The 23,918-nt window shown below is 38.7% G+C and carries 24 protein-coding genes; 20 read left to right on the top strand and 4 right to left on the bottom strand.

Annotated features, from left to right (window positions below):
- Positions 1-292 precede the first annotated feature (292 nt).
- The 7 genes from bsdcttw_RS05670 (at position 293) to thpR (ending at position 7,869) form a co-directional block, all read left to right on the top strand.
- On the top strand, positions 293-2,677 hold the full coding sequence (locus bsdcttw_RS05670; protein ID WP_185258417.1) for a ribonucleoside triphosphate reductase: 2,385 nt from the start codon (positions 293-295) through the stop codon (positions 2,675-2,677).
- Positions 2,678-2,815: 138 nt separating this feature from the next.
- A complete protein-coding gene (gene thyA / locus bsdcttw_RS05675; protein WP_185258418.1) occupies positions 2,816-3,664 on the top strand; it encodes a thymidylate synthase in 849 nt (282 codons plus the stop codon).
- 56 nt (positions 3,665-3,720) lie between these two features.
- Positions 3,721-4,212 (top strand): dihydrofolate reductase, encoded by a 492-nt coding sequence (locus bsdcttw_RS05680; RefSeq protein ID WP_185258419.1) that lies wholly within the window; start codon positions 3,721-3,723, stop codon positions 4,210-4,212.
- 127 nt (positions 4,213-4,339) lie between these two features.
- The gene (locus bsdcttw_RS05685; RefSeq protein ID WP_185258420.1) at positions 4,340-5,233 is read left to right on the top strand and encodes a DegV family protein; all 894 of its coding nucleotides are present in this window, start codon (positions 4,340-4,342) and stop codon (positions 5,231-5,233) included.
- A 131-nt stretch (positions 5,234-5,364) separates the two neighbouring features.
- Positions 5,365-6,432 carry a branched-chain amino acid aminotransferase gene (locus tag bsdcttw_RS05690; protein WP_185258421.1) on the top strand — a complete coding sequence of 356 codons (1,068 nt, stop codon included), beginning with the start codon at positions 5,365-5,367 and terminating at the stop codon, positions 6,430-6,432.
- 165 nt (positions 6,433-6,597) lie between these two features.
- A complete protein-coding gene (locus tag bsdcttw_RS05695; RefSeq protein WP_185258422.1) occupies positions 6,598-7,287 on the top strand; it encodes an MgtC/SapB family protein in 690 nt (229 codons plus the stop codon).
- A 27-nt stretch (positions 7,288-7,314) separates the two neighbouring features.
- Positions 7,315-7,869: an RNA 2',3'-cyclic phosphodiesterase gene (gene thpR / locus bsdcttw_RS05700; RefSeq protein WP_185258423.1), complete on the top strand. Its 555-nt coding sequence runs from the start codon at positions 7,315-7,317 to the stop codon at positions 7,867-7,869.
- Here the strand turns inward: thpR and bsdcttw_RS05705 are convergent.
- A complete protein-coding gene (locus tag bsdcttw_RS05705; protein WP_185258424.1) occupies positions 7,866-8,426 on the bottom strand; it encodes a DUF3877 family protein in 561 nt (186 codons plus the stop codon). The genes thpR and bsdcttw_RS05705 overlap by 4 nt on opposite strands.
- 136 nt (positions 8,427-8,562) lie before the next feature.
- Positions 8,563-11,088, bottom strand: a complete 2,526-nt coding sequence (locus tag bsdcttw_RS05710; protein ID WP_185258425.1) for a GH39 family glycosyl hydrolase — start codon at positions 11,086-11,088, stop codon at positions 8,563-8,565.
- Between the two features lie 405 nt (positions 11,089-11,493).
- Here bsdcttw_RS05710 and bsdcttw_RS05715 point away from each other — a divergent pair, with 405 nt between their 5' ends.
- The 6 genes from bsdcttw_RS05715 (at position 11,494) to bsdcttw_RS05740 (ending at position 18,755) form a co-directional block, all read left to right on the top strand.
- On the top strand, positions 11,494-13,392 hold the full coding sequence (locus bsdcttw_RS05715; RefSeq protein WP_185258426.1) for an ABC transporter substrate-binding protein: 1,899 nt from the start codon (positions 11,494-11,496) through the stop codon (positions 13,390-13,392).
- Positions 13,393-13,463: 71 nt separating this feature from the next.
- Positions 13,464-14,468: an ABC transporter permease gene (locus tag bsdcttw_RS05720; protein WP_185258427.1), complete on the top strand. Its 1,005-nt coding sequence runs from the start codon at positions 13,464-13,466 to the stop codon at positions 14,466-14,468.
- 14 nt (positions 14,469-14,482) lie between these two features.
- Positions 14,483-15,733 (top strand): ABC transporter permease, encoded by a 1,251-nt coding sequence (locus tag bsdcttw_RS05725; RefSeq protein WP_185258428.1) that lies wholly within the window; start codon positions 14,483-14,485, stop codon positions 15,731-15,733.
- A gap of 10 nt (positions 15,734-15,743) precedes the next feature.
- On the top strand, positions 15,744-16,751 hold the full coding sequence (locus bsdcttw_RS05730; RefSeq protein WP_185258429.1) for an ABC transporter ATP-binding protein: 1,008 nt from the start codon (positions 15,744-15,746) through the stop codon (positions 16,749-16,751).
- Complete coding sequence (locus bsdcttw_RS05735; RefSeq protein ID WP_185258430.1) at positions 16,744-17,577, top strand: ABC transporter ATP-binding protein; 834 nt, start codon at positions 16,744-16,746, stop codon at positions 17,575-17,577. Before bsdcttw_RS05730 ends, bsdcttw_RS05735 begins: the two co-directional genes overlap by 8 nt.
- 158 nt (positions 17,578-17,735) lie before the next feature.
- Positions 17,736-18,755: a carboxypeptidase-like regulatory domain-containing protein gene (locus bsdcttw_RS05740; RefSeq protein WP_330602384.1), complete on the top strand. Its 1,020-nt coding sequence runs from the start codon at positions 17,736-17,738 to the stop codon at positions 18,753-18,755.
- Here the strand turns inward: bsdcttw_RS05740 and bsdcttw_RS05745 are convergent.
- Positions 18,687-20,147: a recombinase family protein gene (locus tag bsdcttw_RS05745; RefSeq protein ID WP_185258431.1), complete on the bottom strand. Its 1,461-nt coding sequence runs from the start codon at positions 20,145-20,147 to the stop codon at positions 18,687-18,689. The two genes, bsdcttw_RS05740 and bsdcttw_RS05745, sit on opposite strands and share 69 nt — an antisense overlap.
- 451 nt (positions 20,148-20,598) lie before the next feature.
- Entirely contained in the window at positions 20,599-20,985 is a 387-nt protein-coding gene (locus bsdcttw_RS05750; protein WP_185258432.1) for a helix-turn-helix domain-containing protein, read from the bottom strand.
- A gap of 128 nt (positions 20,986-21,113) precedes the next feature.
- Between bsdcttw_RS05750 and bsdcttw_RS05755 the strand changes: the two genes are divergently transcribed.
- The 7 genes from bsdcttw_RS05755 to bsdcttw_RS05785 all read left to right on the top strand — a co-directional run bounded on the left by bsdcttw_RS05755 (position 21,114) and on the right by bsdcttw_RS05785 (position 23,662).
- Positions 21,114-21,260 carry a hypothetical protein gene (locus tag bsdcttw_RS05755; protein WP_185258433.1) on the top strand — a complete coding sequence of 49 codons (147 nt, stop codon included), beginning with the start codon at positions 21,114-21,116 and terminating at the stop codon, positions 21,258-21,260.
- Between the two features lie 107 nt (positions 21,261-21,367).
- On the top strand, positions 21,368-21,520 hold the full coding sequence (locus bsdcttw_RS05760) for a hypothetical protein (protein WP_185258434.1): 153 nt from the start codon (positions 21,368-21,370) through the stop codon (positions 21,518-21,520).
- Positions 21,521-21,546: 26 nt separating this feature from the next.
- The gene (locus tag bsdcttw_RS05765) at positions 21,547-21,726 is read left to right on the top strand and encodes a hypothetical protein (RefSeq protein ID WP_185258435.1); all 180 of its coding nucleotides are present in this window, start codon (positions 21,547-21,549) and stop codon (positions 21,724-21,726) included.
- 15 nt (positions 21,727-21,741) lie between these two features.
- On the top strand, positions 21,742-21,900 hold the full coding sequence (locus tag bsdcttw_RS05770) for a hypothetical protein (RefSeq protein ID WP_185258436.1): 159 nt from the start codon (positions 21,742-21,744) through the stop codon (positions 21,898-21,900).
- Positions 21,901-21,942: 42 nt separating this feature from the next.
- On the top strand, positions 21,943-22,317 hold the full coding sequence (locus bsdcttw_RS05775; protein WP_185258437.1) for an AbrB/MazE/SpoVT family DNA-binding domain-containing protein: 375 nt from the start codon (positions 21,943-21,945) through the stop codon (positions 22,315-22,317).
- 102 nt (positions 22,318-22,419) lie between these two features.
- On the top strand, positions 22,420-22,887 hold the full coding sequence (locus bsdcttw_RS05780; RefSeq protein WP_185258438.1) for a hypothetical protein: 468 nt from the start codon (positions 22,420-22,422) through the stop codon (positions 22,885-22,887).
- A gap of 34 nt (positions 22,888-22,921) precedes the next feature.
- Positions 22,922-23,662, top strand: a complete 741-nt coding sequence (locus bsdcttw_RS05785; protein ID WP_185258439.1) for a hypothetical protein — start codon at positions 22,922-22,924, stop codon at positions 23,660-23,662.
- The last annotated feature ends 256 nt before the right edge of the window (positions 23,663-23,918 follow it).

A 23,918-nucleotide genomic window follows, 5' to 3' on the forward strand; every position in this document is an offset into this window, starting at 1 on the left:
GCCAGAACCCTATGGGCAGAGATTTGACACCAGGGGAACGGATGATCAGTGGTACATAACAATTGAAAATTAGCTTTTAAGAATCGGACTACGTGATACTGTATTGACAGCAGAGGCAAAGGGGCTAAAAGCTGTTTAATAGTATCACGTTGTAGTCTATATAGGAAGCTGTTTTGAAATGAAATTGTATGGTTTAAGAAAGAGGGGAGAAAGATAAAACTTTCTAAGGAAGATTTATTTTTCACATTCCTTGAATTGTAAGCGTGTTAAAGTACGCAGATGGGAGCTAATTATGATTCAGGTAGTAAAACGAGATGGCGAGATAGCCGACTTTAATCTTTCCAAGATTTCTGCTGCAATTGAAAAAGCATTTAAGGCAACTGATAAGTTTTATACGGGGGATATTATTAATTTACTGACGTTAAGAGTGACGGCGGATTTCCAGCAGAAGGTACAAGATGAGAAGATATCGGTTGAAGATGTTCAGGACAGTGTGGAGCATGTGCTGGAGCAGACAGGCTATACCGATGTGGCAAAGGCTTATATTCTATACCGTAAAAACCGTGAAAAGATTCGTAATATGAAATCCACAATCTTGGATTATAAGGAGATAGTTAATAGTTATGTAAAAGAAGAAGATTGGAGAGTAAAAGAGAATTCCACTGTTACTTATTCTGTGGGAGGACTGATACTTCACAATTCCGGCTCAGTTACTGCAAATTACTGGCTGTCTGAAATCTATGATGAAGAGATTGCGGCAGCTCATAGAAATGCTGATATTCATCTGCATGATTTATCCATGCTGACAGGCTATTGTGCCGGATGGTCCTTAAAACAGCTTATTAAAGAAGGTCTAGGGGGAATTCCCGGGAAGATTACTTCCTCTCCTGCTAGCCATCTCTCCACCCTCTGTAACCAGATGGTGAATTTTTTGGGAATTATGCAGAATGAATGGGCTGGTGCGCAAGCCTTTTCCTCCTTTGATACCTATCTTGCACCTTTTGTTAAAATAGACAATCTTTCTTATAAAGAAGTAAAGCAATGCATACAGTCCTTTATTTATGGCGTTAATACTCCCAGCCGTTGGGGTACCCAGGCTCCTTTCTCCAATATTACTCTGGATTGGACCGTACCGGCGGATTTAGCAGAGCTTCCCTGTATTGTTGGCGGAAAAGAGACGGACTTCTGCTATAAAGACTGTAAAGAAGAGATGGATATGGTGAACAAAGCTTTCATTGAGATTATGATTGAAGGTGATGCCAACGGAAGAGGCTTCCAGTATCCGATTCCTACTTATTCCATTACCAGGGATTTTGATTGGTCCGACACGGAGAATAACCGCCTGTTATTTGAGATGACAGCGAAATACGGAACTCCTTATTTCTCTAACTATATAAACAGTGATATGGAACCCAGCGATGTACGTTCCATGTGCTGCAGATTACGTCTTGATCTTAGAGAGCTTAGAAAGAAAACCGGTGGTTTTTTTGGCTCCGGTGAAAGTACCGGTTCCATCGGGGTTGTAACCATTAATATGCCTCGTATTGCTTATCTGGCTGATTCCGAGGAAGATTTCTTTGCACGCCTTGACAGGATGATGGATATATCCGCTCGCTCCCTACATGTAAAACGCCAGGTAATCACGAAGTTGTTAAATGAAGGTCTGTATCCTTATACAAAGAGATATCTTGGAACCTTTGACAATCATTTTTCTACGATTGGTCTGTTGGGAATGAATGAGGTCGGATTGAATGCAAAATGGCTGGGAAAAGATATGGTCAGCAGAGAAACCCAGGAATTTAGTATAAAGGTACTAAACCATATGAGAGAACGCCTGTCCGATTATCAGGAGGAGTACGGCAATCTCTTTAATCTGGAGGCAACCCCTGCAGAATCTACCAGCTATCGTCTGGCAAAGCATGACAAAAAACATTATTCAGATATCAAGACTGCAGGTAAAGCAGGAGATACACCTTACTACACCAACAGCTCCCATCTTCCTGTAGGATTTACAGAAGATGTCTTTGAAGCTTTGGATATTCAAGATGAGCTTCAGACACTTTATACATCCGGAACTGTATTCCATGCATTTCTAGGTGAGAAGCTCCCTGATTGGCAGGCAGCGGCGAAGCTGGTAAAGACCATCGCGGAGAATTATAAGCTTCCCTATTATACCCTCTCTCCTACTTATTCTATCTGTAAGGATCATGGTTATTTGAGCGGAGAGCAGTACACCTGTCCTCACTGCGGCCAGAATGCAGAAGTTTACTCCCGTATCACAGGTTATTATAGGCCTGTTCAGAACTGGAATGAAGGAAAATCTCAGGAATACAAGAATCGTAAAGTTTATGAAATGAGCAAGGCAGGAAAGATAACAGGTATTCGCGCAGTAATTAACAGCAGTAAAATAACAGAAGAGGAAGTAGCAGTCTCTCAAGAAAAGAAAGCGCTGCTTTTTACCACCAAGACCTGCCCTAACTGTAAGATTGCGAAAGAATATTTAAAGGATTATCCTGTAAAGATAGTAGATGCAGAGGAAAATGCCGACCTTGCAAATAGATATGGAATTATGCAGGCACCTACCTTGGTAATACTGGATGAAGGTAAAGTTAGAAAATATGTTAATGCCTCTAATATCAAAAGATTTACAGATGATGTTGCAGTAAATAATAAATAGCAGTAAACCCGGTATTGATAATTATTAGAAAAGGGTTAATAATTATTGATACCGGATTTTTTATTTTTTGTTATCCTTAACGTTTCCCCTTCATTTCGAGAATATTGTGCCGCAGAGGGCGGTGGAATTGAGGTAAGTATGAGTCAGGCAGATTATATTTTTATCAATACATGTAAAGAAATATTACAAGATGGAATCAGTACCAAAGGTGAAGCAGTCCGTGCCAGATGGGAAGACGGAGAAGAAGCTTATACCATTAAGAAATTCGGTATAGTTAACCGCTATGATTTATCGGAGGAATTTCCGGCCATCACACTTAGAAGGACAGCAATCAAAAGCTGCATCGATGAACTTTTATGGATCTGGCAGAAAAAGTCCAGTAATATAAAGGAGCTGAACAGTCATATCTGGGATAGTTGGGCGGATGATAAGGGGTCTATCGGAAAAGCCTACGGGTACCAGCTGGGCGTGAAGCATCAATATAAGGAAGGCATGATGGATCAGGTAGACAGGCTGCTATATGATCTGAAAACAAATCCTTTCAGCAGGAGAATGATAACGAATCTATATGTTCACCAGGACCTTTATGAGATGAATCTCTATCCCTGCGCTTACAGTGTTACGCTTAATGTTACGAAAGATCAGATTAACGGTAAGCTTAAACTGAATGCAATTCTTAACCAACGATCACAGGATGTTCTGGTAGCAAACAATTGGAATGTCTGCCAGTATGCAGTACTTATACATATGCTGGCGCAGGTATCAGATATGCTTCCGGGTGAGCTGATTCACGTAATTGCGGATGCCCATATCTATGACAGGCATATCCCGCTGGTGGAAGAATTAATAAACAGACCCGTGCATGAGGCACCAAAATTTATAATCAACACAGATATCAGGAATTTTTATGAGTTTACACCAAGCGACTTTGAATTGAAAGATTATATAACCGGACCGCAGATAATGGATATACCTGTGGCAATATAGAATGATAAATTTATACGGCACCTGAATAGAAGGTGTGCCGTAATATGGAGGTTACAATGAATTTAATTGTTGCAGTAGATAAAAACTGGGCGATAGGTTACCAGAATAATATGCTAATCAGTATCCCTGAGGATATGCGTTTTTTTAGGGATGAGACTACCGGTAAAGCAGTCATTATGGGACGTAAGACTATGGAGACCTTTCAGGGAGGTAAGCCTTTAAAGAACCGGCTGAATGTCGTAATAACCACAAAAGATATTCAGATAAATGATGCTATTGTAGTTCACAGCATAGAAGAAGCTTTGGAAGCAGTAAAGGAATATAAATCAGAAGATGTTTATGTAATAGGTGGTGAGAGTATTTACAACCAGATGATTGATTACTGCGATACCGCTCATGTTACAAAGATTGATTATGCCTACCATGCAGATACGTATTTTCCGAATCTGGATGAGAGGAAGGACTGGAAGATTGTTGCGGAATCAGAAGAGCGTACGTATTATGACATTGAATATGCTTTCTATAAATATATGAAAGTAAGGCAATAGGTTGATTTGGGGGTGTAATTTGGGAGCCGGAAGAGTTGCAATCTGCAGTGAAAGTGGTATAATTTGCATAAAGTAGTAATAATAACTACATGATATGATATCAAATATAGAAAGAAGCCAGATTGTTATGTTAAAATTGATTGTAGACAGTACCTGCGATCTGCCGGAGGAATATTTAGAAGAAAACGATATCCTGGTATTGCCCCTTAAGATTTTGTTAGAAGAGAAGGAATATTTGGATGGTGAGACAATTCGTTTAGAGGAAGTTTACACTGCTATGAAGAGAGGTATTATGCCAATGACCTCTCAGCCTGCCCCGGAAACAATATTTAATATCTTTAAGAACTACGCAGTAAAGGGACAGGAATTCATCTATCTAGCTTTTTCTTCCGCTATGTCCGGTACCTTTCAGCTAGCGGCAACTATTCTAGATGAAATAAAAGAAGAGCACCCCGCTCTTAATATGGCGGTTGTGGATTCTATGGGCGGCTCCACTGCAACCGGTCTAATTGTAATACAAACCATTGAATTTATGAAAAAATGTAATGATGAATTTAATAAAGTCTTAGAGTATATGAAGCTCCTGACTAGCTGTATTGAACATATCTTTACAATTTCCGATTTGAATTGGCTAATAAAAGGCGGCCGTATTGGTAAGACTCAAGGAATGATAGGAAATATCCTTGGTATAAATCCCATATTGGATGTAAATGATGGGCGGATGGAAGTAATACGAAAAACCAGAGGAAGAAAAAAAGCCTTTGCAATGGTGGTTGATTTACTGGAAGAGAGAGCCGGTAAGAATAAGGACCAGATTATCGGAATCAGCCATGCTGATGATAAAGCAGCAGCGGATGAATTAGTCTCTTTAATAAGAGAAAGACTTGGATTTTCACGATTTATAATTAATAAAATAGGTGGTGTACTAGGAAGCCATCTTGGAATCGGTGGTGTTGGGGTGTTCTTCTTTCGCCAGGAAGCACCATTGCAGGTTCCTGAGATAACCTGGAAGGAAAGTTAAAAATTCTCTCAAAAACACTTGAAAAACCTCTTCCGAAAGGCTAATATAGTTGCTATACAAAAAAATGATTCAGTTGCTGTAATTACTTTTACATAGGAATCAAAAATAGGAAAAGGAAAGAGGTATGCATCATGTTAAATATCAGATATGAAAAAACATTAACCCCCAAGGAACTGCCAACCCAGGATAATCCTCTAAAGTTCGGAACCATTTTTACGGATCACATGTTCGTGATGGATTACGAGACGCGTAAAGGATGGCATGATGCGCGAATTATACCCTATCAACCTATTAGTCTGGAGCCTTCTGCCATGGTATTCCATTATGGGCAGGAAATGTTTGAAGGATTAAAAGCTTATAAAGCAGAGGATGGAAGAGTATTATTGTTCCGTCCGGAGAAAAATATTGAAAGAGCCAATAATACCAATCGAAGAATCTGTATACCGGAAATACCTGAGGAAGACTTTCTGCAGGCTATAAAGGAAGTTGTGAAAACGGATGAGGCATGGATTCCTACCAAGCCAGGTACTTCTCTCTATATCAGACCTTTTATTATTGCAACAGACCCTTTCTTAGGCGTAAGACCCTCTGATACGTACAAATTTCTTATTATTCTAAGTCCTGTTGGAGCTTATTACCCGGAGGGACTGAACCCGGTTAAGATCTGGATTGAAGATGAGTTTGTCAGAGCTGTGAAGGGGGGAATTGGGGAAGCAAAGACCGGTGCCAATTATGTTGCTTCTTTAAAATCCCAGGTAAAGGCTCATGAAGAGGGATATTCCCAGGTATTATGGCTGGATGGTGTTCATAGAAAATATATTGAAGAAGTAGGTGCTATGAATATTTTCTTTAAGATCGACGGTAGAATTGTAACGCCTGCCTTAAACGGAAGTATCCTCCCTGGTGTTACAAGGGATTCTGTTATCAGTCTCTGCAAGAAATGGGGCCTTCCAGTTGAAGAGAGAAGAATTGATATTGCAGAGATTAAGAAAGCTTTTGATGACGGAACCTTAGAAGAGGTATTCGGAAGCGGTACAGCTGCTGTTATATCTCCCGTAGGACAGTTAAGGTGGGAGAATAATATTATGCAGGTAAAGGATGGCGGAATCGGTGAATACAGCCAGAAGATTTATGATACCATTACCGGAATTCAATTAGGTAAATTAGAGGATACCCTGCATTGGACAGTTGAAGTTTAAGAGATTAGAACAGCATAAGGGTTGTTGTAAAAAAGCTTGAAGCTTGGCTTATTTTCAACAATCCTGTTTTTATTATAGGAACTTTGAATAGATTCTATAATAGGGTTTATGGCGGTAAAGCACCTTCATTTATCCAAGGAATATTAAAACATAAGGGAGGTTCCTATGAATGAATTAGCAGTATCGCTGCAGGACATTAACACGCTTTCTATCATAACAAGGCTGACACTAGCCATACTTTTTGGCGGTGTCATTGGTTATGAGAGAGGAAGAAAGAGGAGACCTGCAGGCTTTCGAACACATATCCTTGTATGCATCGGCTCCGCCCTCGTTATGATAACCAGTCAGTATATGATGGAAGTCAGGCATTACAGTACAGACCCCAGCAGACTCGGGGCACAAGTCATCAGTGGTATCGGTTTTTTGGGTGCAGGTACCATATTAATAACTCTTAAGCAGCAGGTAAAGGGACTTACAACAGCAGCCGGTTTATGGGCTTCCGCCTGTATGGGTCTTGCTCTTGGAATTGGTTTTTACGAAGGAGCTATCATTGCCTGTGTATTCATTTATATCTGTAATACCATATTACACCGCTTTGACGTATATTCTATGTCCAGAACAAAGCTGGTAGAGGTATATGTGCAGGTTACAACGGTGAATGCAATAAGTAAAGTGTTTGAGACGATTCGACTTAATAATATGAATATTTCTGATGTGGAAATCAGTAAGACCAGAAATGTAGAAGATTCCGTTGGATTGTTTATCACTATAAAACAACAGGAAAAGCACGACCATGAGAAAGTCCTTCTATTGCTTAGCGGACTGGAGGATGTTATTACCGTGGATGAAATATAATCTGTTATCGAAGGGATGGTGAAGAGGATGGAAAAACTCTATAGGATTTTTGTAGCAATCGATTTCTCACAGAGGGATAAAGAGACCTTATATCAATTTGCAATGAAAGTGAAGGAAAACTCGGTAAAAGGAAATTTTACACAAAAGGATAATCTTCACCTGACCCTTGCGTTTATTGGGGAAACCAGAAAGATAAAAGAAGCGGAAGAGGCCTTACAGATAGGAGTAAAAAATAGTTTGGTACCTCCATTTACGATAGAGACCAAAAAGCTTGGACGCTTTCAAAACAAGGGAGGAGATATCCTTTGGGTAGGGCTTACGGAATCACCGGAATTAATAAAGCTTAATGAAGAAATTACAAAAAGCTTAAGAGCAGAAGGTTTCTTCATAGAAGAGCAAAAGTTCAAAGCTCATCTTACGATAGGAAGAGGTGTGGTATTACAAAAGGAAGTTACACCGGAAGTACTTTCTTCTTATCTTCCTAAGCTAAGCTTGCCGGTAAATAGTGTTCATCTGATGAAGTCAGAGAGAATTGCCGGCAAGCTAAAGTACAGTAGCCTGTGGGAAGAAAATCTTTCTTAAGCCTCTTCAAACAGCTTCTTATAGCTGTATTCTAACAGTCGGTGGTAATGACCGTGTCCATGTTCAAAATGAAAGCAGTAAAAATAGGGATCAAAGACTTTGTCTTCAAAGGAAATGACATATTCAAATTCGGGATTCTCGACTTCCCTTACCGTGTATTCTTTGCCGGAATCGGTGAAAACATTAAGTACTTTCTCCAGATTAAAAGCATGTGTACTTACAAGGGATATCAATTCTTTTAAAAAGACAGAAGAAGAACAGCAGTCATTGATATAAGACACACCTTCCGGAGACACAAGAAAACGGAACCGGCGGCCTTCGTGGGTTATAGAAAGGGGAATATGGTTTTCCCTTCCATAGGTTATGAAATCATTTAATTCCCTTTCTGTTTCTTCCGGGCTTTCATAAGCTTTTCCTAATAAATAATGAATTAAATCCTGTTCGTAGTAGATTCCAAAGCTCTCGCCTTTTGTGAATCCAAGCTTTAAGATTCCTTCTGAAACAGTGGAGGATACATTGTCTAGCAGTGCTTTATAATAATTATCTGAATTAATCATAGATGCCTCTTATTTTCTGTTATTTCTTATAAATTACATGAGTTTTAAATTGCCGTCCCACCTAGATAGACTGACTTTTGATTCCAATATATAAGTTAAATTCACGTAAGTATTCTATAATACCTATTATTAAATGTCAACGGTAAACAGAAGGGCTGTATTCCACTTTTTTAATATGAATCAGACGTATTTCATGTGGTAGAAGCAGTGCAAACTGTGCCATGGTATTATTCGTAACCGTTACCTGTTCTTTCATTATTCTAGGCATGGATCGGCCTTTTAACGTTATATATTCTTCTTCCGTAGTAAGCGGTACTGCTCCCATACGTACCCACTCGTCAAAAGCACTTCCGCTTTCTCTGTTAACCACATGGTGGGTAACGGTATATTCTGCATTTTCTACATGGGTCAAAGTCAAATGGATGTCCAGGGAAGAAGGATTTACAAAAGCATTATAACGTTCTGTAAAAGTAACATTAAACAGTACGCCCTGAGCATAAAGAGGAGAAACATGGTGGTAATTATAAAGAAGGATGGAGTAATCACCCTTGCCATTTGTAGTTATAAAATACCCTTCCCCTCTGTCTACCAGAATGTCCATCAATTTATTTAAGAAAGTAAACGCATGGTAAGCAGGTTTCTTGATTCCGTGGCAGGTATATAATCCCAGTTCTCCATGAAACTCATCATTGTCCATGGGCATTTCCTCCAGGATATCCGTAAGACACCAGTTGCCGAAGCTTTCAACTTCGTCATAGTTCTCCAGTATGTTTTTTACGATATAAGCCGAACGGTAACAGGTATCATTCAACCAATCAGAGTGGGAGGAGGTGGAAGCCCATTCTGTTATATATATAGGAAGCTTTGGATAGGCTGCAATACTATTCTTAAAGCCTTCTATACTATGAGCCATATAATCCGGGTCATCAGAGAGGATTATCGCATCCTTATCGCTGTTTTCCGTATGACTCTTACCAAGTATGACAAAGGTTCCGATGGAGGAGGTTTTAACCGGATAACAGTGGATATTATAAAAGTCAGGATAACAATCGTGCTGTTTACAGTATTCTAAAAAATCATAGAATTCAGAATTGCTAAAGTCTAAGGAGCCGTAAGAAGGATTACCAAAGGAAAGCAAAGGGTCGCACTCTTTGACACAATTTCTGGTTATTCGGTAAAGATCATAGGCAATTTCGTTGTTTTCAAAAGAAAAGATATAGGATAAGAAAGGGACGTTCCAAAAGGAAAACATCCAGGATCTGACCTCACTGGAGCCGTAGCGCTTTAGCAGATGCTTGGTGAATTCAGTAATAAGGTAGACCCATTTCTTATAATCCTTAGGCTTACTTAATATGACAGGATTATAGAAAAGTGTCCTGTCTGTGTCATCTGCAAGTTGTTTTGGCATAAAGGAAAATTGAATCAGTGGTTTTAAGCCGAGAGACAAAAGAAAATCCAGTACTTCATCGACATAAGTAAAAACCAAATAGGGATTACCGTTTCTATCTTCGTTATATAACATCATACTATCATCTAGGATGCCGTGGAATTTGATGTATTGAAAGCCCACTTCTTTTTGCAGCTCCTGTAAATTATCTCTGACATTCTTATACATAAGCTCTTTTGCTCTTCCGACGCTGGTAAAGGTTTTAAATGAATGATGAAGAAACTGTTTTTTTATAGTAGTATTAATGCTGTGTACGATTAATCTTGTAGGATATTTTTCCGATGGGAGATCATTTTTAGATTCTTTATCAAGATATTCTCCCAGCTTGCTTAAGAAATCCTGCTGTTTTAAAAGAAGCATGGAAGGCTGAAGGGATTTGGAGCCATTGTCTGAGACCGCGGGTTCCTTTTGCTCCTTTTTATATTGCTTGGGAAGTACTCCATATTCTTTTTTAAATAAACTTACAAAATATCGGCTGTTGGAAAAGCCGTTGTTTACAGCTATTTGTTCAATGGTAAGGTCGGTATGGAGCAGGTCTGAGACAGCATGACGCAGACGAATGCCTGATAAATAGTTAAATAAACTGATTCCCATGTTTTTTTCAAAAAAGTGTGACAGGTAGGAGGCAGATAGATATTCTCTTTTAGCAATGGCCTCAAGAGTTATATTCTCAGTATAATTATCATTTAAATATTGAATAATTCCTTTCAGTCTTTTCAGATTCTTTGAATTCTTTTCCGTAGTATTGGTCTTTAAACTTCTAAAATTATAAATCAGCTCATATAAGATATTATAGGACAAGGGAATGATAAGCAGACTTTTATGCTCTGTCACATTATAGCTTGCATGTACAAGCTTGGCGATTAATTTTTTTAATTTAAGATACTTATTCCTTGAGTGGTAAAGTACGGAGTTACATTCGAAATAGGTGTTTTCATCGACCCACCGTTCAAAAAAACTTTGTTTTATCTGAAGAACGGCAGCAACCGTATTGCTGCTCTTAATTTCGTGGAATTGATTGCTGTTAATAAGAATAATATCATCTTCTTTGAGCTTGAAAGACCCTTCCTCAAACATAACTGTCAAACTACCGCTCAATATCAGATAGATTTCAAGGCTGCTGTGCCAGTGCCTGGACATATCCTCCATATTCTGAATGCTGATTTTAATCGGCATTTCATTGCTGTAATCGATTATTTCGTGCTTTGATACCATAACATACTCCTCTCGAAACTGTTGTGATACTTTAGAAAAAACGTTTCATTTTAACATATTACCATTTTAATGCGAAAAAATGCATGATTTGTACACAACTGATGCAAAAAATATAAGCAAGCAATGCAATAAGCGCATATAAAGACACATTGTTTTGCATATGGAATAAAATTTATATAAATCACACAAAAATATGTGCAATATTGCTTATTTAGGTAATAATATATAAATTCAAATTCCAAATAAAGCTAAATCATGTATAAAATATATACAAATAAATAGAAATTAGCATGGTTTTATTCTACAACATATATTATCATATGTAAATAGAAACGTTATTTTACATAAAAAGCTCGTTTTTAACCAAAGTGGTTATTGCGATAAAAAAAACAGGAGGGAAGCATTATGAAAAAGAATGTAAAGAGATTTATGTCGCTACTTCTTACCACGGTCATGGTATTAAGCATGCTGACAGCTTGTAAATCCAAATCAGATGAAACAAGCACAAAAGATACACCGACACCTACTGCAACGGTAGAAGCAACAGCAACACCGGAAGCAACAGCAACACCTACGGAGGAAGTAAAACCCGGTGGTGAATTACCCAGAACTGAAACCTTATATTATGGCGGTCTGCAATGGGGTGCAGTTAACGGATGGAATCCTCTTTCCGATGATATGAACAACGCATTGGCAATTACACAGTCCGGTAGCGGTTCACGTACTCCTATGTTTGAAACACTCTATATGTACAATATGCTTGATGATTCCATGACTCCATTATTAGCTGATGGCGATTATAAATGGAATGATGCGAAAACAGAAATAACCGTTAAGATCAAGAGCGCTGCAAAGTGGAGCGATGGAACACCAGTTACAGCTGATGACGTTGCTTATACTTTTGACACAGATGTTAAAATTAAGAACGGACAGGGCGTTGGCCTTGCACCTTATATTGAAAGCGTAACAGCAGTAGATCCCTCTACCGTATTAATTAAAGCTAAACTTGATGATAAGGGCAAAGCAGTTAATCCCCTTTTGGTTGTAGCTTACCTGGGCCAGACTTATGTTATTCAGAAAGCTTGGATTCAGAAGGTAGAAGCTCGCTGCAATAATGATCCTGCTGCTATTAAGAAGGATGCCGGCGAAGATGTTGTATGGTCCGGTCCTTACCACAATTTCTATAATGACGATCAGAAAGTTGTTTTAGTTCGTGATGATAATTACTGGGGCCAGGATGCTTCCATGTGGGGAAAACTTCCTTCACCTAAGTACTTATGCCATACTATTTATGCTGATAACCCTGCTACCGAAGTAGCACTTAAAGCAGGTGAAGTTGATGTTGACCAGCAGTTTATTCCCAATGTTCAGGATCTGTGGGAGAAAGATGGCCTTCCTATCTCTACCTACCTTCAGGATGCACCTTATGGTATTTGTGTAAATATGCCTACTGCTTGGTATAACATGGATAACAAATTACTTCAGAATGTTAACATCAGAAAAGCAATTGCTATGGCAGTTGACTATGATGCGATTAATGCAAATGCTATGACAGGCCAGTCACCCAGCTTTAAGGATGTTCCTCGTTCTGTTATGAATCCTACTGATGGTGAGCAGGCTAAATATGACCATGATGCAGTAAAAGATCTCCAGTGGACAGGAAATGATATTGAAGGCGCTAAGAAGTTATTGGATGCTGCCGGTATCGTAGACAAAGACGGAGATGGAATCCGTGAATTAGACGGAAAGAAACTTTCCTTCGTTGCAGCTTGCCCCGATGGATGGACTGACTGGCAGGCAGCTATTGAAATCGTAGCAGCAGCTGGTAAGAACATTGGTATTGATATTACTACACAGTATCCTCAGGCTGACGTATTCCAGTCAACTGTAACTTCTAAGAAACAGACAGATTACGATATCTTCATGATGTGGACGGATTCCGCAGGTCCTACACAGCCTTGGGGACGTTTAAGAATGTTAACAAGTTCCGAATTCAACGGTAATGACAATAACTGGGCCGGTAACTGGGGACATTACAGCAACAAACGTATGGATGAGCTGATTAAGTTAATCCCTGGCGCAGATCCTGATAAGCAGAAAGAATATTATACAGAAGCTGTTAAGATTTATCTGACAGATGTTCCTTCTTTCTCCTTAATGTACAGACCTGACCAGTTCCATGTTGTAAATGAATCCGTATGGACCGGTTATCCCGAAAAAGACGATGGCAATAACATACCTCCGTTAGTACTTTTAAATGGTTACAGTATTGCTGGTCTTTATAAAATTGATCTGGTTAAGTAGTACCTGAATACAAACGGTCAGCCATGTTTCGGAAGATCCGGAACATGGCTGATAGATTATGGAGGTAATCAATGAAAGGCTATCGTAAATATTTCGGCAAAAAGATTATATGGTTCCTCATTACGTTCGTTGCTGCTATCCTGCTTAATTTCATTCTTCCAAGGCTAATGCCAGGAGATCCTGTTGCAGCCATTACGGCTAAATCGGCTCAGGGTATGACAGATGCATCTGCGGCAAAAGAAATATATAACCATTACGCTGAACAGTTTGGTACCAACAAACCTATGTATGTTCAGTTTTTCACATATTGTAAAAATGCGGTTAGAGGTGATTTTGGACTTTCCTTTAGCCAATATCCTCGTAAAGTATCTGATATTATAGGCTCCGCACTTCCTTGGACTCTAGCTTTGCAATTTCCGGCAATTATTGTAGGCTGGATAATCGGAAATGTTTTAGGAGCATTAGCGGCTTATATCCGCAAGGGATTTGACAGGGTTTTAATGCCTGTTACGTTGTTTTTCAGCAGTCTTCCAGCATTTGGACTTGCAGTAATTCTAATGATTATATTTGCTATCAAATTAAAAGTTGCACCTATTTCCGGCGGATATGGATATGATCTGATTCCTCAGTTTAGCTGGCAATTTGTGAGCTCAGTAATAGCCCATTACCAATTACCTTTCTGGTCCATTGTACTTATTTCTATCGGCGGCCAGGCTATAGGTATGCGTTCTATGTCAATTTATGAATTAAATGCCGATTATGTGAAATACAGCCGCTTCCTTGGTATAAAGGACAGAAAGATCGTAGGATACGTATTTCGTAATGCCATGCTTCCCCAGATTACTGGACTTGCACTTTCTATCGGTACTATGGTAGGTGGTGCCTTGGTTTCCGAAGTTATCTTTAGTTATCCGGGACTTGGTTCTACAATATTGAAGGCTGTATCAAATTCTGATTATCCGCTTTTATCAGCAACTACTCTGATCATTACTATCATGGTATTGCTGGCAAGCTTTATTGTTGATATTGTTTATGGATTTATTGATCCCCGTGTAAAAGCGGCTCAATTTGATTAAGGGAGGTAGACAGGATGAAAAATACGTTAAAACAGGTGTTCCACTCCCCTAAATTTGTTGTTGGGTTTGTAATCTTTGCGTTTATGCTTCTGACAATTATTATTTACCCTATCATTTCTCCGGGAGATCCCCTGCAGATGATAAGCAAAGGAAGCTTTTTAAAACCTGGAATATACTTCTCTGTATATGATAGTATTAATACAGAATCTAAAACCATAGATTTACCTGATGCCAATGCAAAGCGCCTTACCAATAAATTAAGTGATACGGATAAAGTATCCATGGTTCAGTGGCTTACAGCGGTGGGAGTGCCTGCAGAGGATATTGATATGCAGGATTCCAGCAGCCTGATAAAACTTTGGCAGGAAAAATATGATCCCACTGCGAAACCCGAAGGTATGACTATGGCGCAGCGTAATTTCTATAAGAGACTTGACAAGAGTCTTGATAATGCGTTAAATGAACAGCCATTAGTAGTTTCTGCACAGAATACAGAGACCCAGTCTCTGGATGAAATTAAGAAGATTTCTGATACCGATTATGTAAATCTGAGTGATGTTCCAAATGTAAAAGTATTACCGTTAGGTACGGATAACTTTGGTGATGATGTACTGAAGAAGCTGGTATCAGCAACAAGAACCTCATTAATAATCGGATTGATAGCCGGTTCCATTGCGACCTTAATTGGTCTGACCCTTGGCTTATTGGCCGGATATCTTGGCGGGGTAATTGATGATTTTATTATGTTTATCACAAACCTTTTTACAGTAATTCCTTCCTTTGTACTCTTAATATTAATATCCTATAGTATCGGGCAGGATAAACGAGGTGCCTCTACAGTAGCTATTGTAATCGGTATAACTTCCTGGGTATGGACTACCAGGTCCGTAAGATCGCAGGTTATCTCTCTTCGTAACAGAGATCACGTTAATCTAAGCAAGCTTTCGGGACATAGCCTTTTTAGTATTATAACCAAGGATATTCTACCTTACATAGCTTCCTATGTAGTAATGGCATTCATATTACAGATATCTTCAGCAATCCTGGCAGAAGCTTCACTTTCCATGATTGGTTTAGGCCCTAAAACTGCTGATGTTTCCACTCTGGGGTTAATGATGGATTGGGCAATGTCTTACTCCGCTCATCTTAATGGTGCTTGGTGGGCATATTTCCCTGTAATATTAGTTATTGCTTTGATATCATTTTCACTGAATTTGATGAATACTGGTCTCGATCAGGTGTTCAACCCCACTTTAAGAGATTAGGAGGTCCGCTATGGGAAAGACAATTCTGGAGGTTAGAGACCTCAAGACAAAATATATTACAAGATTCGGGGAAGATGTTTATGCTGTTGACGGGGTATCCTTAAAGATTGAAGAAGGAAAATCCCTTGGTATTGCAGGTGAATCAGGTTGTGGAAAATCCACCTTGGCATTAAGTCTTATGGGATATTACTTCCCCCCGCTTCATTACATCAGCGGCGATATTATTGTAGAAGGCAATAATATCTCTAAGATGAATCCGGATGATATACGAAGAAACATATTGGGAACGGAAATTGCTTATATACCTCAGGCTGCCATGAATGCATTAAACCCCACTCAGAAGATTATTCGTTTTATCGAAGACGTTATACATGTTCATGAACCGAAGAAGACGAAGCAAGAAATTTATGAGATGGCAAAAGCTAGATTTGAAGAGCTTGGGCTTCCCTCCTCCGTTCTTGAAAAACATGCGGTTGAGTTATCCGGTGGTATGAAACAGAGGACTGTAATTGCTATATCTACCATTCTTTCACCAAAGGTATTAATCGCTGATGAGCCTTCCAGTGCTCTTGACGTAACCAGTCAGAAGATGGTTATTAAGATGTTAAAGAATCTCATGGAGAAGGGATATATTAAATCCATGATATTTATAACCCATGAGTTGCCGTTGTTATATAATGTAACAGATGACATTATGGTAATGTATGCCGGACAGATTGTTGAAAAAGGCTTGGCCAAAGAAATGGTATTTGATCCTATTCATCCCTATTCCAAAGGACTTATGGGTTCTATTATTGTTCCGGAAGCAGGAAGCCGCGATGTAAAACTTACAGCTATTCCTGGAACTCCGCCCAACTTAAAGAGGCCTCCTTCGGGTTGCCGTTTTGCCGAGAGATGTAAATATGCCACAACTGAATGCCGTGCAACCACCATTGATTCTAAAGATTTTGGAGAAGGACGCAGCTACCGTTGCATTTATGATGTCCAGAAGCTGAGGGAGGTGTATGGCAATGAGTGAAAAGGCGAGAGAGAATAAGGTTCAAAAGAATTTATGTTTAAGCGGAAAAGGTGTCACCAAAGTATTTGGTTATGGAAACAAGAAAACAGTTGCTGTAGACCATGTAGATTTTGAATTTCATGAAGGAGAATTAATTTCAATTGTTGGGGAATCCGGAAGCGGTAAGACTACTCTTAGTAAGTTACTTCTGGGTCTTAACAATGAAACAGAAGGCGAGATCTTTTTTCAAGGAAAACCGCGAGATATCGGCAGCCGAAAGAAGAAAAAAGAATACTGGAAGGATATCCAGGCAATTTTTCAAGATCCCTTTTCTTCCTATAATATTTTTTCTAAAATAGATACGGTTCTTATTGATTGCATCAATATGCGTGGCGGAAGAAATTATCCGATGGAAAAGAAGATTGAGATGATGACAGAAGCCTGCAGCTTTGTAAATCTGAAATTCGCTGAGCTTACGAATAAATATCCCTTCGAGCTTTCCGGAGGGCAGATGCAGCGCCTTATGATTGCTCGTATCTTTTTATTAAAACCTAAGATTTTGCTTGCAGATGAGCCGACTTCCATGATTGATGCCTGTTCACGTGCTACAATCTTGGATATGTTGCTGCATCTTAGAGATGAAACGGGTATGACAATTATATTCATTACCCACGACATCGGCCTTGCTTATTATATATCAGATAGTGTTTATATTATGGAGCACGGTAAGTTCGTTGAAAGAGGTACTGCAGATGATGTGATTCTTCATTCCAAGGCAGATTATACAAAACGTCTAATAAGTGATGTGCCCAAGATATATGAAGAATGGGATTTGTCTACTGTATAAATATTAATAATTACAATAAGAGGCTGCGGTGCAAGTGGGAAGAAGATTGTACCGGGCCTCTTGTTGTATTTAAAATATAAGAAAAAATAAAAATGCATCGTATTTTTCCTGTTACTCCTGCATATATTGAATTAATCTTTGGTATAAAAGTGTGAAAAATGGAAAGCTATAAGTATAATCAGATAAAAGTATATCCGGCACAGATGGGAACTCAGAACTTTGGAAAACTTCAGGTTGATGTAACCTCAGAGCAGGGGTTTCGCCCGATTCCGGGTGCCAAAGTCAGAATTACTTATACCGGTAATCCCGATTCCGTCGTAGAGGAATTGACTACGGATAGTCAAGGCAGAACACCCCAGGTTGACTTGCCGGCACCTTCACTTGATTACAGCCTCGATGCAACTTCCGATGCACAGCCATACTCAGAATATAACATTACCGTTTCTTCGGAAGGTTTTGATAATGTAGATGTAGATGGCTCACAAATATTGCCGGATGTTACAGCTATTCAACCTATAAGTTTAAGAGCCCAGCCGGGAAATCAGTTATATGTCATACCTCCTCATACTCTTTATGGTGATTATCCACCTAAAATAGCAGAATCTGAAATAAAGCCTACCAGTGAAAGCGGCGAAATAGTTCTACCAAGAGTAGTTGTTCCGGAATTTGTAATAGTACATGACGGCCCTCCTACTGATACCAGTGCAGAAAATCACTACGTACGATACAGGGATTATGTAAAAAATGTGGCTTCCAGTGAAATATATGCTACATGGCCTGCTTCTACCATAACAGCAAATATACTAGCTATTATGTCTTTTACTCTAAACCGTGTATATACAGAGTGGTATAGAAATAAAGGATATAATTTCACGATAACATCCTCTACTGCATTTGATCATAAGTGGATGAACGGAAGGAATATATATGATACAATCTCCGCAGCTGTTGATCAGGTATTTAATAATTACTTATCCAGACCGAATGTAGTTCAGCCTATCCTGACCCAGTATTGTGATGGAAGGAATGTAACTTGTCCTGGCTGGATGACCATATTACAACAGGGTATATACAATAAAAAACCTTTATATTCCGCGGTTTGCGGATGCTTACGAGTAGTAAAAGTAAACATCCAGCAGACCTTCTTCTTTGTTAAATATTATTTTTTCTATAACTGACTTAATAGCTTTGTTTTTTGTTATATTATCAATATTGTTATTATGTATGATATCATTTACGCTGCGTATTCTTGAGAGCATATCAGGCTTTGTATCTTCTGTATATCTTGCCTTATCTGCATCTATCTGAGCTTGTATGGACTCCTGTTCTTTCTGAATCAGTGTTTTGTTCTGCTTGTACTCCTCTAGAGTATCTACTCCATTCAAATAAGCATTTTTTACTCGTTTTTCTTTCTCAATGAGTTTAAGTAATTGTTGCTCAAGTAATAGATACTCCGGGATCTCCTCACGCTTGCGTATGACTGAGTATTCCACATCTCCAGTTGTAATTACTTTAGTTAAGGTATCGAAAATAAAGGGAAGAAGCTTACTTTCAGATATACTATTACAGTATTTACATTTACCTTTTGCATATCCGTTACAGGAAAAATGCATATATTGAGAATGTTTTACTTTTGAAGCAATCATGCTGCGACCACAGTGGGCACATTTTACTACCCCGGATAGCCAATGTTTATATTCAGATTCTGGCCGTGCGTTCTTTGGTATGTACTCCTTTGTAAATCGTTGCATCGCCTGTTCGAAAAGATCCTCAGAAATTATGGGTACATGTTCGCCTTTTTCAATTATCCATTCAGATTTATCTTTAGCTTTTTTAGTCTCACTTTCAGTACGGTTCCAGGGACTATATCCCGCATATGTAGGGTTCTGAATTATATATTCTATAGATCGTCTTTCAAAGTCTCCACCAGATTTTGTTTTATATCCTAGAGAATTCATGTACTTGGCAATCTGATAAAAAGTATAACCTTCATAAACATACTTCTGAAATATGAGTTTTATTAGTTCAGCTTCTTCAGGAATAATAACTGGAGGTTCTCCAGAGTGAAGAACTTTATATCCGAGAGGTGGACTTGCCTGGTATCCGCCACGTAGAGCATTTTCGCTCATACCTCTAAAGACTTCACCAGATAAGCGAATGGAGTAGTATTCGTCCATCCACTCGATAATTCTCTCAATTAACGATCCAAACGGGCCATCAATAAGCGGCTCTGATATACTTACAACATCAACATTATTTTTCTTTAGTAAAGACTTATAGACAATACTTTCTTCTTGGTTACGTGCAAAACGAGAAAACTTCCATACGAGAATAACATCTATCGGTTGATCCTTCGATTTGGCCAAAGCTATCATTTGCTGAAACTTAGGACGCTTGTCTGCTTTTTTTCCGGATATACCCCCCTCGATAAATATAAACTCTTCAGGTACAGACATATCATTTTTTGATGCATACTCAAGAAGTAGTCTTTTTTGCGCATCAGGAGAAAGCTCCTCCTGTTTATCCGTAGAAACACGGATATAGAGTGCTGCTATTTGTAGCTTTCGCATATTTTCTCTCAGCTCCTTATCATATTTAATCTTATGATAGTCAGGGTAAAAAAATACCCCGGTTGCCAAACCAGAGCGTATGTTCGGTATTGTTTAAGACATACCGAATATGATATAATATGCTTGTCGAGGGCACATATATCAGTTAATCTGGTTAAGTGCAAACCGTTTCTGCTGGTAACAGAAGCGGTTTTTTTTATTTGGTTTATCAACTAAAAAGATAGTTGTAAAATACGCATTATGTAAGAATTTTCAAATTTGGGTTGAAAAATACGAACAAACGTTCTATAATATGAATCAGCTACTTTGGTGATTGCATATTTTGGAGGGCGTACATATGGAGGAAAATTATCGAGAACTAATTACTGAATTGATTGAAAAAATAACAGATGTAAAGCTTTTGAAACATATTTATATATTTATTCAATCAATATCTAGCTAGGCTTTATGCCTAGCTTTCTTTATTTTCTTCAGCCATTAACAATGCCATTTTCTCAAGTACTTTCCAGTCTTCTTCTTTTAATTTACTAAGCATATGTACAAATTTTTTCATAAACTCATTATTATTATTTGGATTTAAAACAGCACCGGTCCAAGCTGCAAGTTCATCATCTCTGCTCATTTCTATAATAGGATTGCCGATACCAGATCGAAGCCATTCTTCGTTAACATTAAATTCTCTACACACATCCTGAATTACCCTATCAGTAACATTTATTCTACCAACCTCTATACTTCCTAAATTAGCTCGGCTTATAGATATAGCATCTGAAAACTGCTCCTGAGTCAAATTCAAATAATCTTTTCTCAATGTTTTAATTCTCTTATTTACATCCAAGAAACAATCACCTCCTATCTAGTAAATAATAGCACAATTAAAAATGTGTGTCAATCACAAAATAATGCTTGACAATGATATAGAAGCACATTATAATGTGATTAGAACACAGGAAAGGAGAAACCCATATGAGTGAAACAGAAAAGAAAATACTCGAGACATTCCGTAGGGTAATACCTAACCTAAATGACATTCAAAAAGCAAGACTGCTTGGGATTGGGGAAGGAATGGAAATTAAGGCAGAGCAACAAGAAAGAGAAAGACAAACCGCCTAGTTAATGGCTAGGCGGTACCCTAAATTATTACTTAAAAGCTCGCAACATGTACAACCAGTACAACATAAACTTTACTGGAGGTGATAGTTATTAAGGATGAAATAAAGGTGAGGATTTTTCTTAAGCTTGAAGATAATTATGTGAATTGGGAAGAGCTCGAGAAAGAAAAACAAATGGAATTCGGCCAGGCTCTTAATGACAGATCACTACGGGCTATTGGGTACGAACCTGTAAGAATAACACCTGATAAAACCGCTTAAGCGGTCAGGAAAGGAGGGACAAGCATATGAGCTATGCAGTAGAAGCAAAGATTTTTAATAGCGGTCAAATAGTAGCCAGAGTCAGACCGGCTAGAACGGATGACATGGAAGGCTGCACAGAGACCAGAACCTGTGATGTTTGGATAGATCTCTTTGATGATTTAAGCGAAGCTGAAGGATTCAAAAAATCCTATACTAGAGCTTAAGGAGGCAGAGCGTTTATGAACTATGAAGCCATTACTATACAGGACTGTTTGGATAACTATTTTATGAAGAATGTTGCTGCAGTTATTAACGATGGACAAGTTATTGAATTTGTAAAAGAGAATGAAAAAAAGCTTTCCGATACTGCGAATATCAGAAAGCCAAATAGAAAATAAACTATAGTGCTATTGTAGCACGGAATAAGGAGAATTTGCAATATGGCAAGAGGATTTGTTAGAAAAATAGATGACCTGGGAAGAATCGTAATCCCGATTGAATTGAGAAGATCTGCAGAAATTATGAATAGAGATGCCTTAGATATGTATCTTGTAAACGGGACAATGACATTATCAAAAGGGAAAGGCCGTAAACTGGACAAGCTTGGAAGATATACAATTCCAATGGAGGTCAGACGTACACAGAGTTGGGACATTGGACAAGCACTTGACATTTACATGGAAGGTAAAGAAGTCTGCATTCGGAGATACGGCTGCGAATGGTGCGATGAGACAGAGGATTTAATAGAGGTTAATGGTCATAAACTATGCCATGCTTGCGCTGAAAAAGTTGGTGCTGCAATTATAGAGGCTTGATTGAAGAGTGTCAGAGAGTAACTCAAAAACCTACATACATAGCTGAGTCAGGATTAAAAGTCAATCTGGACTTGGCACCGTTTTAAGAAAGGAAAAAAGACTATGGAAAAAATCAATTTAGAAGACTTTGCTGGTGGTGCGCTTGCTGAAAAGATCAATCAGGCATTGCGTGAGGTTACGGAGAATGTACAGGACCCGAATACCAAGGCAACCGCAAAAAGAAAAATCACCTGTACATTTACCTTTAGTCCAAGTGAACAGAGGGACCTTGTCGCAACTAGTATTGATGTGAAATCAACTTTAGCTCCTTCAATGGGTATTGCTACTGCTTTTGTCATGGGTAAGGACATCACAACGAATGAAGTTGATTACAGGGAGTACAGCAAGCAGGTAAAGGGCCAGATGAATATCCAAGATATAAAGACTGAATCCGAACAGGCTCATGAGTTTACTGGTTCAGATAGACAGAAAAAAGGATATGACCAGTCAACTGGAGAATTCTTTGATACGGAAGAACCTGAAGTTTTAGAGCCTAATAACAAGGTGGTAGACCTCAGGGCTGCCAGATAAACAAATATTACATTATTATATGGAGGATAAGAACATGGAATATGGTAATTTAAAAGATGCATTGCAGTACTTAGTAGGTTTAGGGGAAGAAGGTTCAAAGCCTGAAGTTGTTGAGATTAATGGAAAAACCTACTGCACGAAGAACCTTACCAGATATGATAAGGAAGAAATGGCAGAACCTTTAAAGGCAGCTTCCTTGACTGCTATGGTTGATTATATCAAGAATAAATATTCTGAATTCAAGGGAGATATGATTTTACAGATTGTCGGTCCTGAAGAAGTCAGACTGATATCTGGTCTTACTAAGGAAAGAAACAGGGAATGCCTGTTTAAATCCGGTATTAACCCTAACGGTTTCCGTTTTGATAATTACTATGATCAGGAAGATTTCATTATCAACCTGCAGTCAGGTTTCCAGAAGAATGATGATCTTGTTCTAATCCTGCAGGTGGCCGGTAATGTAGAAAACAATGCCACTGCCAGTTATGGAGACGATGGTGTGTCTCAGAAGACAACTATCAAGAAAGGAATAGCGTCCAAGGTGGATGTGATTGTTCCTAATCCGGTATTATTAGCTCCTTATCGTACCTTCTTGGAAGTACAGCAACCTCTCAGTGCTTTCATTTTCCGTATTGGCGAAGGAAGAGGCGGTGAACCTGTTTTCAAGCTTGTAGGAGCTGACGGCGGCATGTGGAAGTATGATGCAGTGAAAGAAATTAAATCATACCTTCTGGAAGAGTTGGAAGAGTTCCCGAATATCACAATTATCGGATAATTTACCACAGTACCTCCCATTATAACATATCACAATGATGTAATGGCATGACATAGACCTCCTGGTATCCAATGACTGGGTACCAGGGAAAGGATAGGTATGAAAAACAGTAGAGAAAAAGGTGCCAGGGGCGAACGTGAACTTGCGAATAAATTAAAAGAATACGACTATAAGGCGCGCAGAGGGCAGCAATATAGTGGTATAGAATGAGATGACGTTGTCGGCCTTCCTGGTATACATATTGAATGCAAAAGGG

The organism is Anaerocolumna chitinilytica (assembly GCF_014218355.1).
Taxonomy (GTDB): Bacteria; Bacillota; Clostridia; order Lachnospirales; family Lachnospiraceae; genus Anaerocolumna; species Anaerocolumna chitinilytica.

Excerpts from the sequence above, each read along its gene's own strand:
- bsdcttw_RS05775 (WP_185258437.1), top strand. The coding sequence starts at position 21,943 with ATGGCAAGAGGATTTGTTAGAAAAATAGATGACCTGGGAAGAATCGTA.
- bsdcttw_RS05740 (WP_330602384.1), top strand. The coding sequence starts at position 17,736 with ATGGAAAGCTATAAGTATAATCAGATAAAAGTATATCCGGCACAGATG.
- bsdcttw_RS05720 (WP_185258427.1), top strand. The coding sequence starts at position 13,464 with ATGAAAGGCTATCGTAAATATTTCGGCAAAAAGATTATATGGTTCCTC.
- bsdcttw_RS05735 (WP_185258430.1), top strand. The coding sequence starts at position 16,744 with ATGAGTGAAAAGGCGAGAGAGAATAAGGTTCAAAAGAATTTATGTTTA.
- bsdcttw_RS05685 (WP_185258420.1), top strand. The coding sequence starts at position 4,340 with ATGTTAAAATTGATTGTAGACAGTACCTGCGATCTGCCGGAGGAATAT.
- bsdcttw_RS05745 (WP_185258431.1), bottom strand. The coding sequence starts at position 20,147 with ATGCGAAAGCTACAAATAGCAGCACTCTATATCCGTGTTTCTACGGAT.
- bsdcttw_RS05710 (WP_185258425.1), bottom strand. The coding sequence starts at position 11,088 with ATGGTATCAAAGCACGAAATAATCGATTACAGCAATGAAATGCCGATT.
- thpR (WP_185258423.1), top strand. The coding sequence starts at position 7,315 with ATGGAAAAACTCTATAGGATTTTTGTAGCAATCGATTTCTCACAGAGG.
- bsdcttw_RS05715 (WP_185258426.1), top strand. The coding sequence starts at position 11,494 with ATGAAAAAGAATGTAAAGAGATTTATGTCGCTACTTCTTACCACGGTC.
- bsdcttw_RS05785 (WP_185258439.1), top strand. The coding sequence starts at position 22,922 with ATGGAATATGGTAATTTAAAAGATGCATTGCAGTACTTAGTAGGTTTA.
- bsdcttw_RS05755 (WP_185258433.1), top strand. The coding sequence starts at position 21,114 with ATGAGTGAAACAGAAAAGAAAATACTCGAGACATTCCGTAGGGTAATA.
- bsdcttw_RS05695 (WP_185258422.1), top strand. The coding sequence starts at position 6,598 with ATGAATGAATTAGCAGTATCGCTGCAGGACATTAACACGCTTTCTATC.
- bsdcttw_RS05690 (WP_185258421.1), top strand. The coding sequence starts at position 5,365 with ATGTTAAATATCAGATATGAAAAAACATTAACCCCCAAGGAACTGCCA.
- bsdcttw_RS05680 (WP_185258419.1), top strand. The coding sequence starts at position 3,721 with ATGAATTTAATTGTTGCAGTAGATAAAAACTGGGCGATAGGTTACCAG.
- bsdcttw_RS05725 (WP_185258428.1), top strand. The coding sequence starts at position 14,483 with ATGAAAAATACGTTAAAACAGGTGTTCCACTCCCCTAAATTTGTTGTT.
- bsdcttw_RS05705 (WP_185258424.1), bottom strand. The coding sequence starts at position 8,426 with ATGATTAATTCAGATAATTATTATAAAGCACTGCTAGACAATGTATCC.
- bsdcttw_RS05730 (WP_185258429.1), top strand. The coding sequence starts at position 15,744 with ATGGGAAAGACAATTCTGGAGGTTAGAGACCTCAAGACAAAATATATT.
- bsdcttw_RS05770 (WP_185258436.1), top strand. The coding sequence starts at position 21,742 with ATGAACTATGAAGCCATTACTATACAGGACTGTTTGGATAACTATTTT.
- thyA (WP_185258418.1), top strand. The coding sequence starts at position 2,816 with ATGAGTCAGGCAGATTATATTTTTATCAATACATGTAAAGAAATATTA.
- bsdcttw_RS05765 (WP_185258435.1), top strand. The coding sequence starts at position 21,547 with ATGAGCTATGCAGTAGAAGCAAAGATTTTTAATAGCGGTCAAATAGTA.
- bsdcttw_RS05780 (WP_185258438.1), top strand. The coding sequence starts at position 22,420 with ATGGAAAAAATCAATTTAGAAGACTTTGCTGGTGGTGCGCTTGCTGAA.
- bsdcttw_RS05670 (WP_185258417.1), top strand. The coding sequence starts at position 293 with ATGATTCAGGTAGTAAAACGAGATGGCGAGATAGCCGACTTTAATCTT.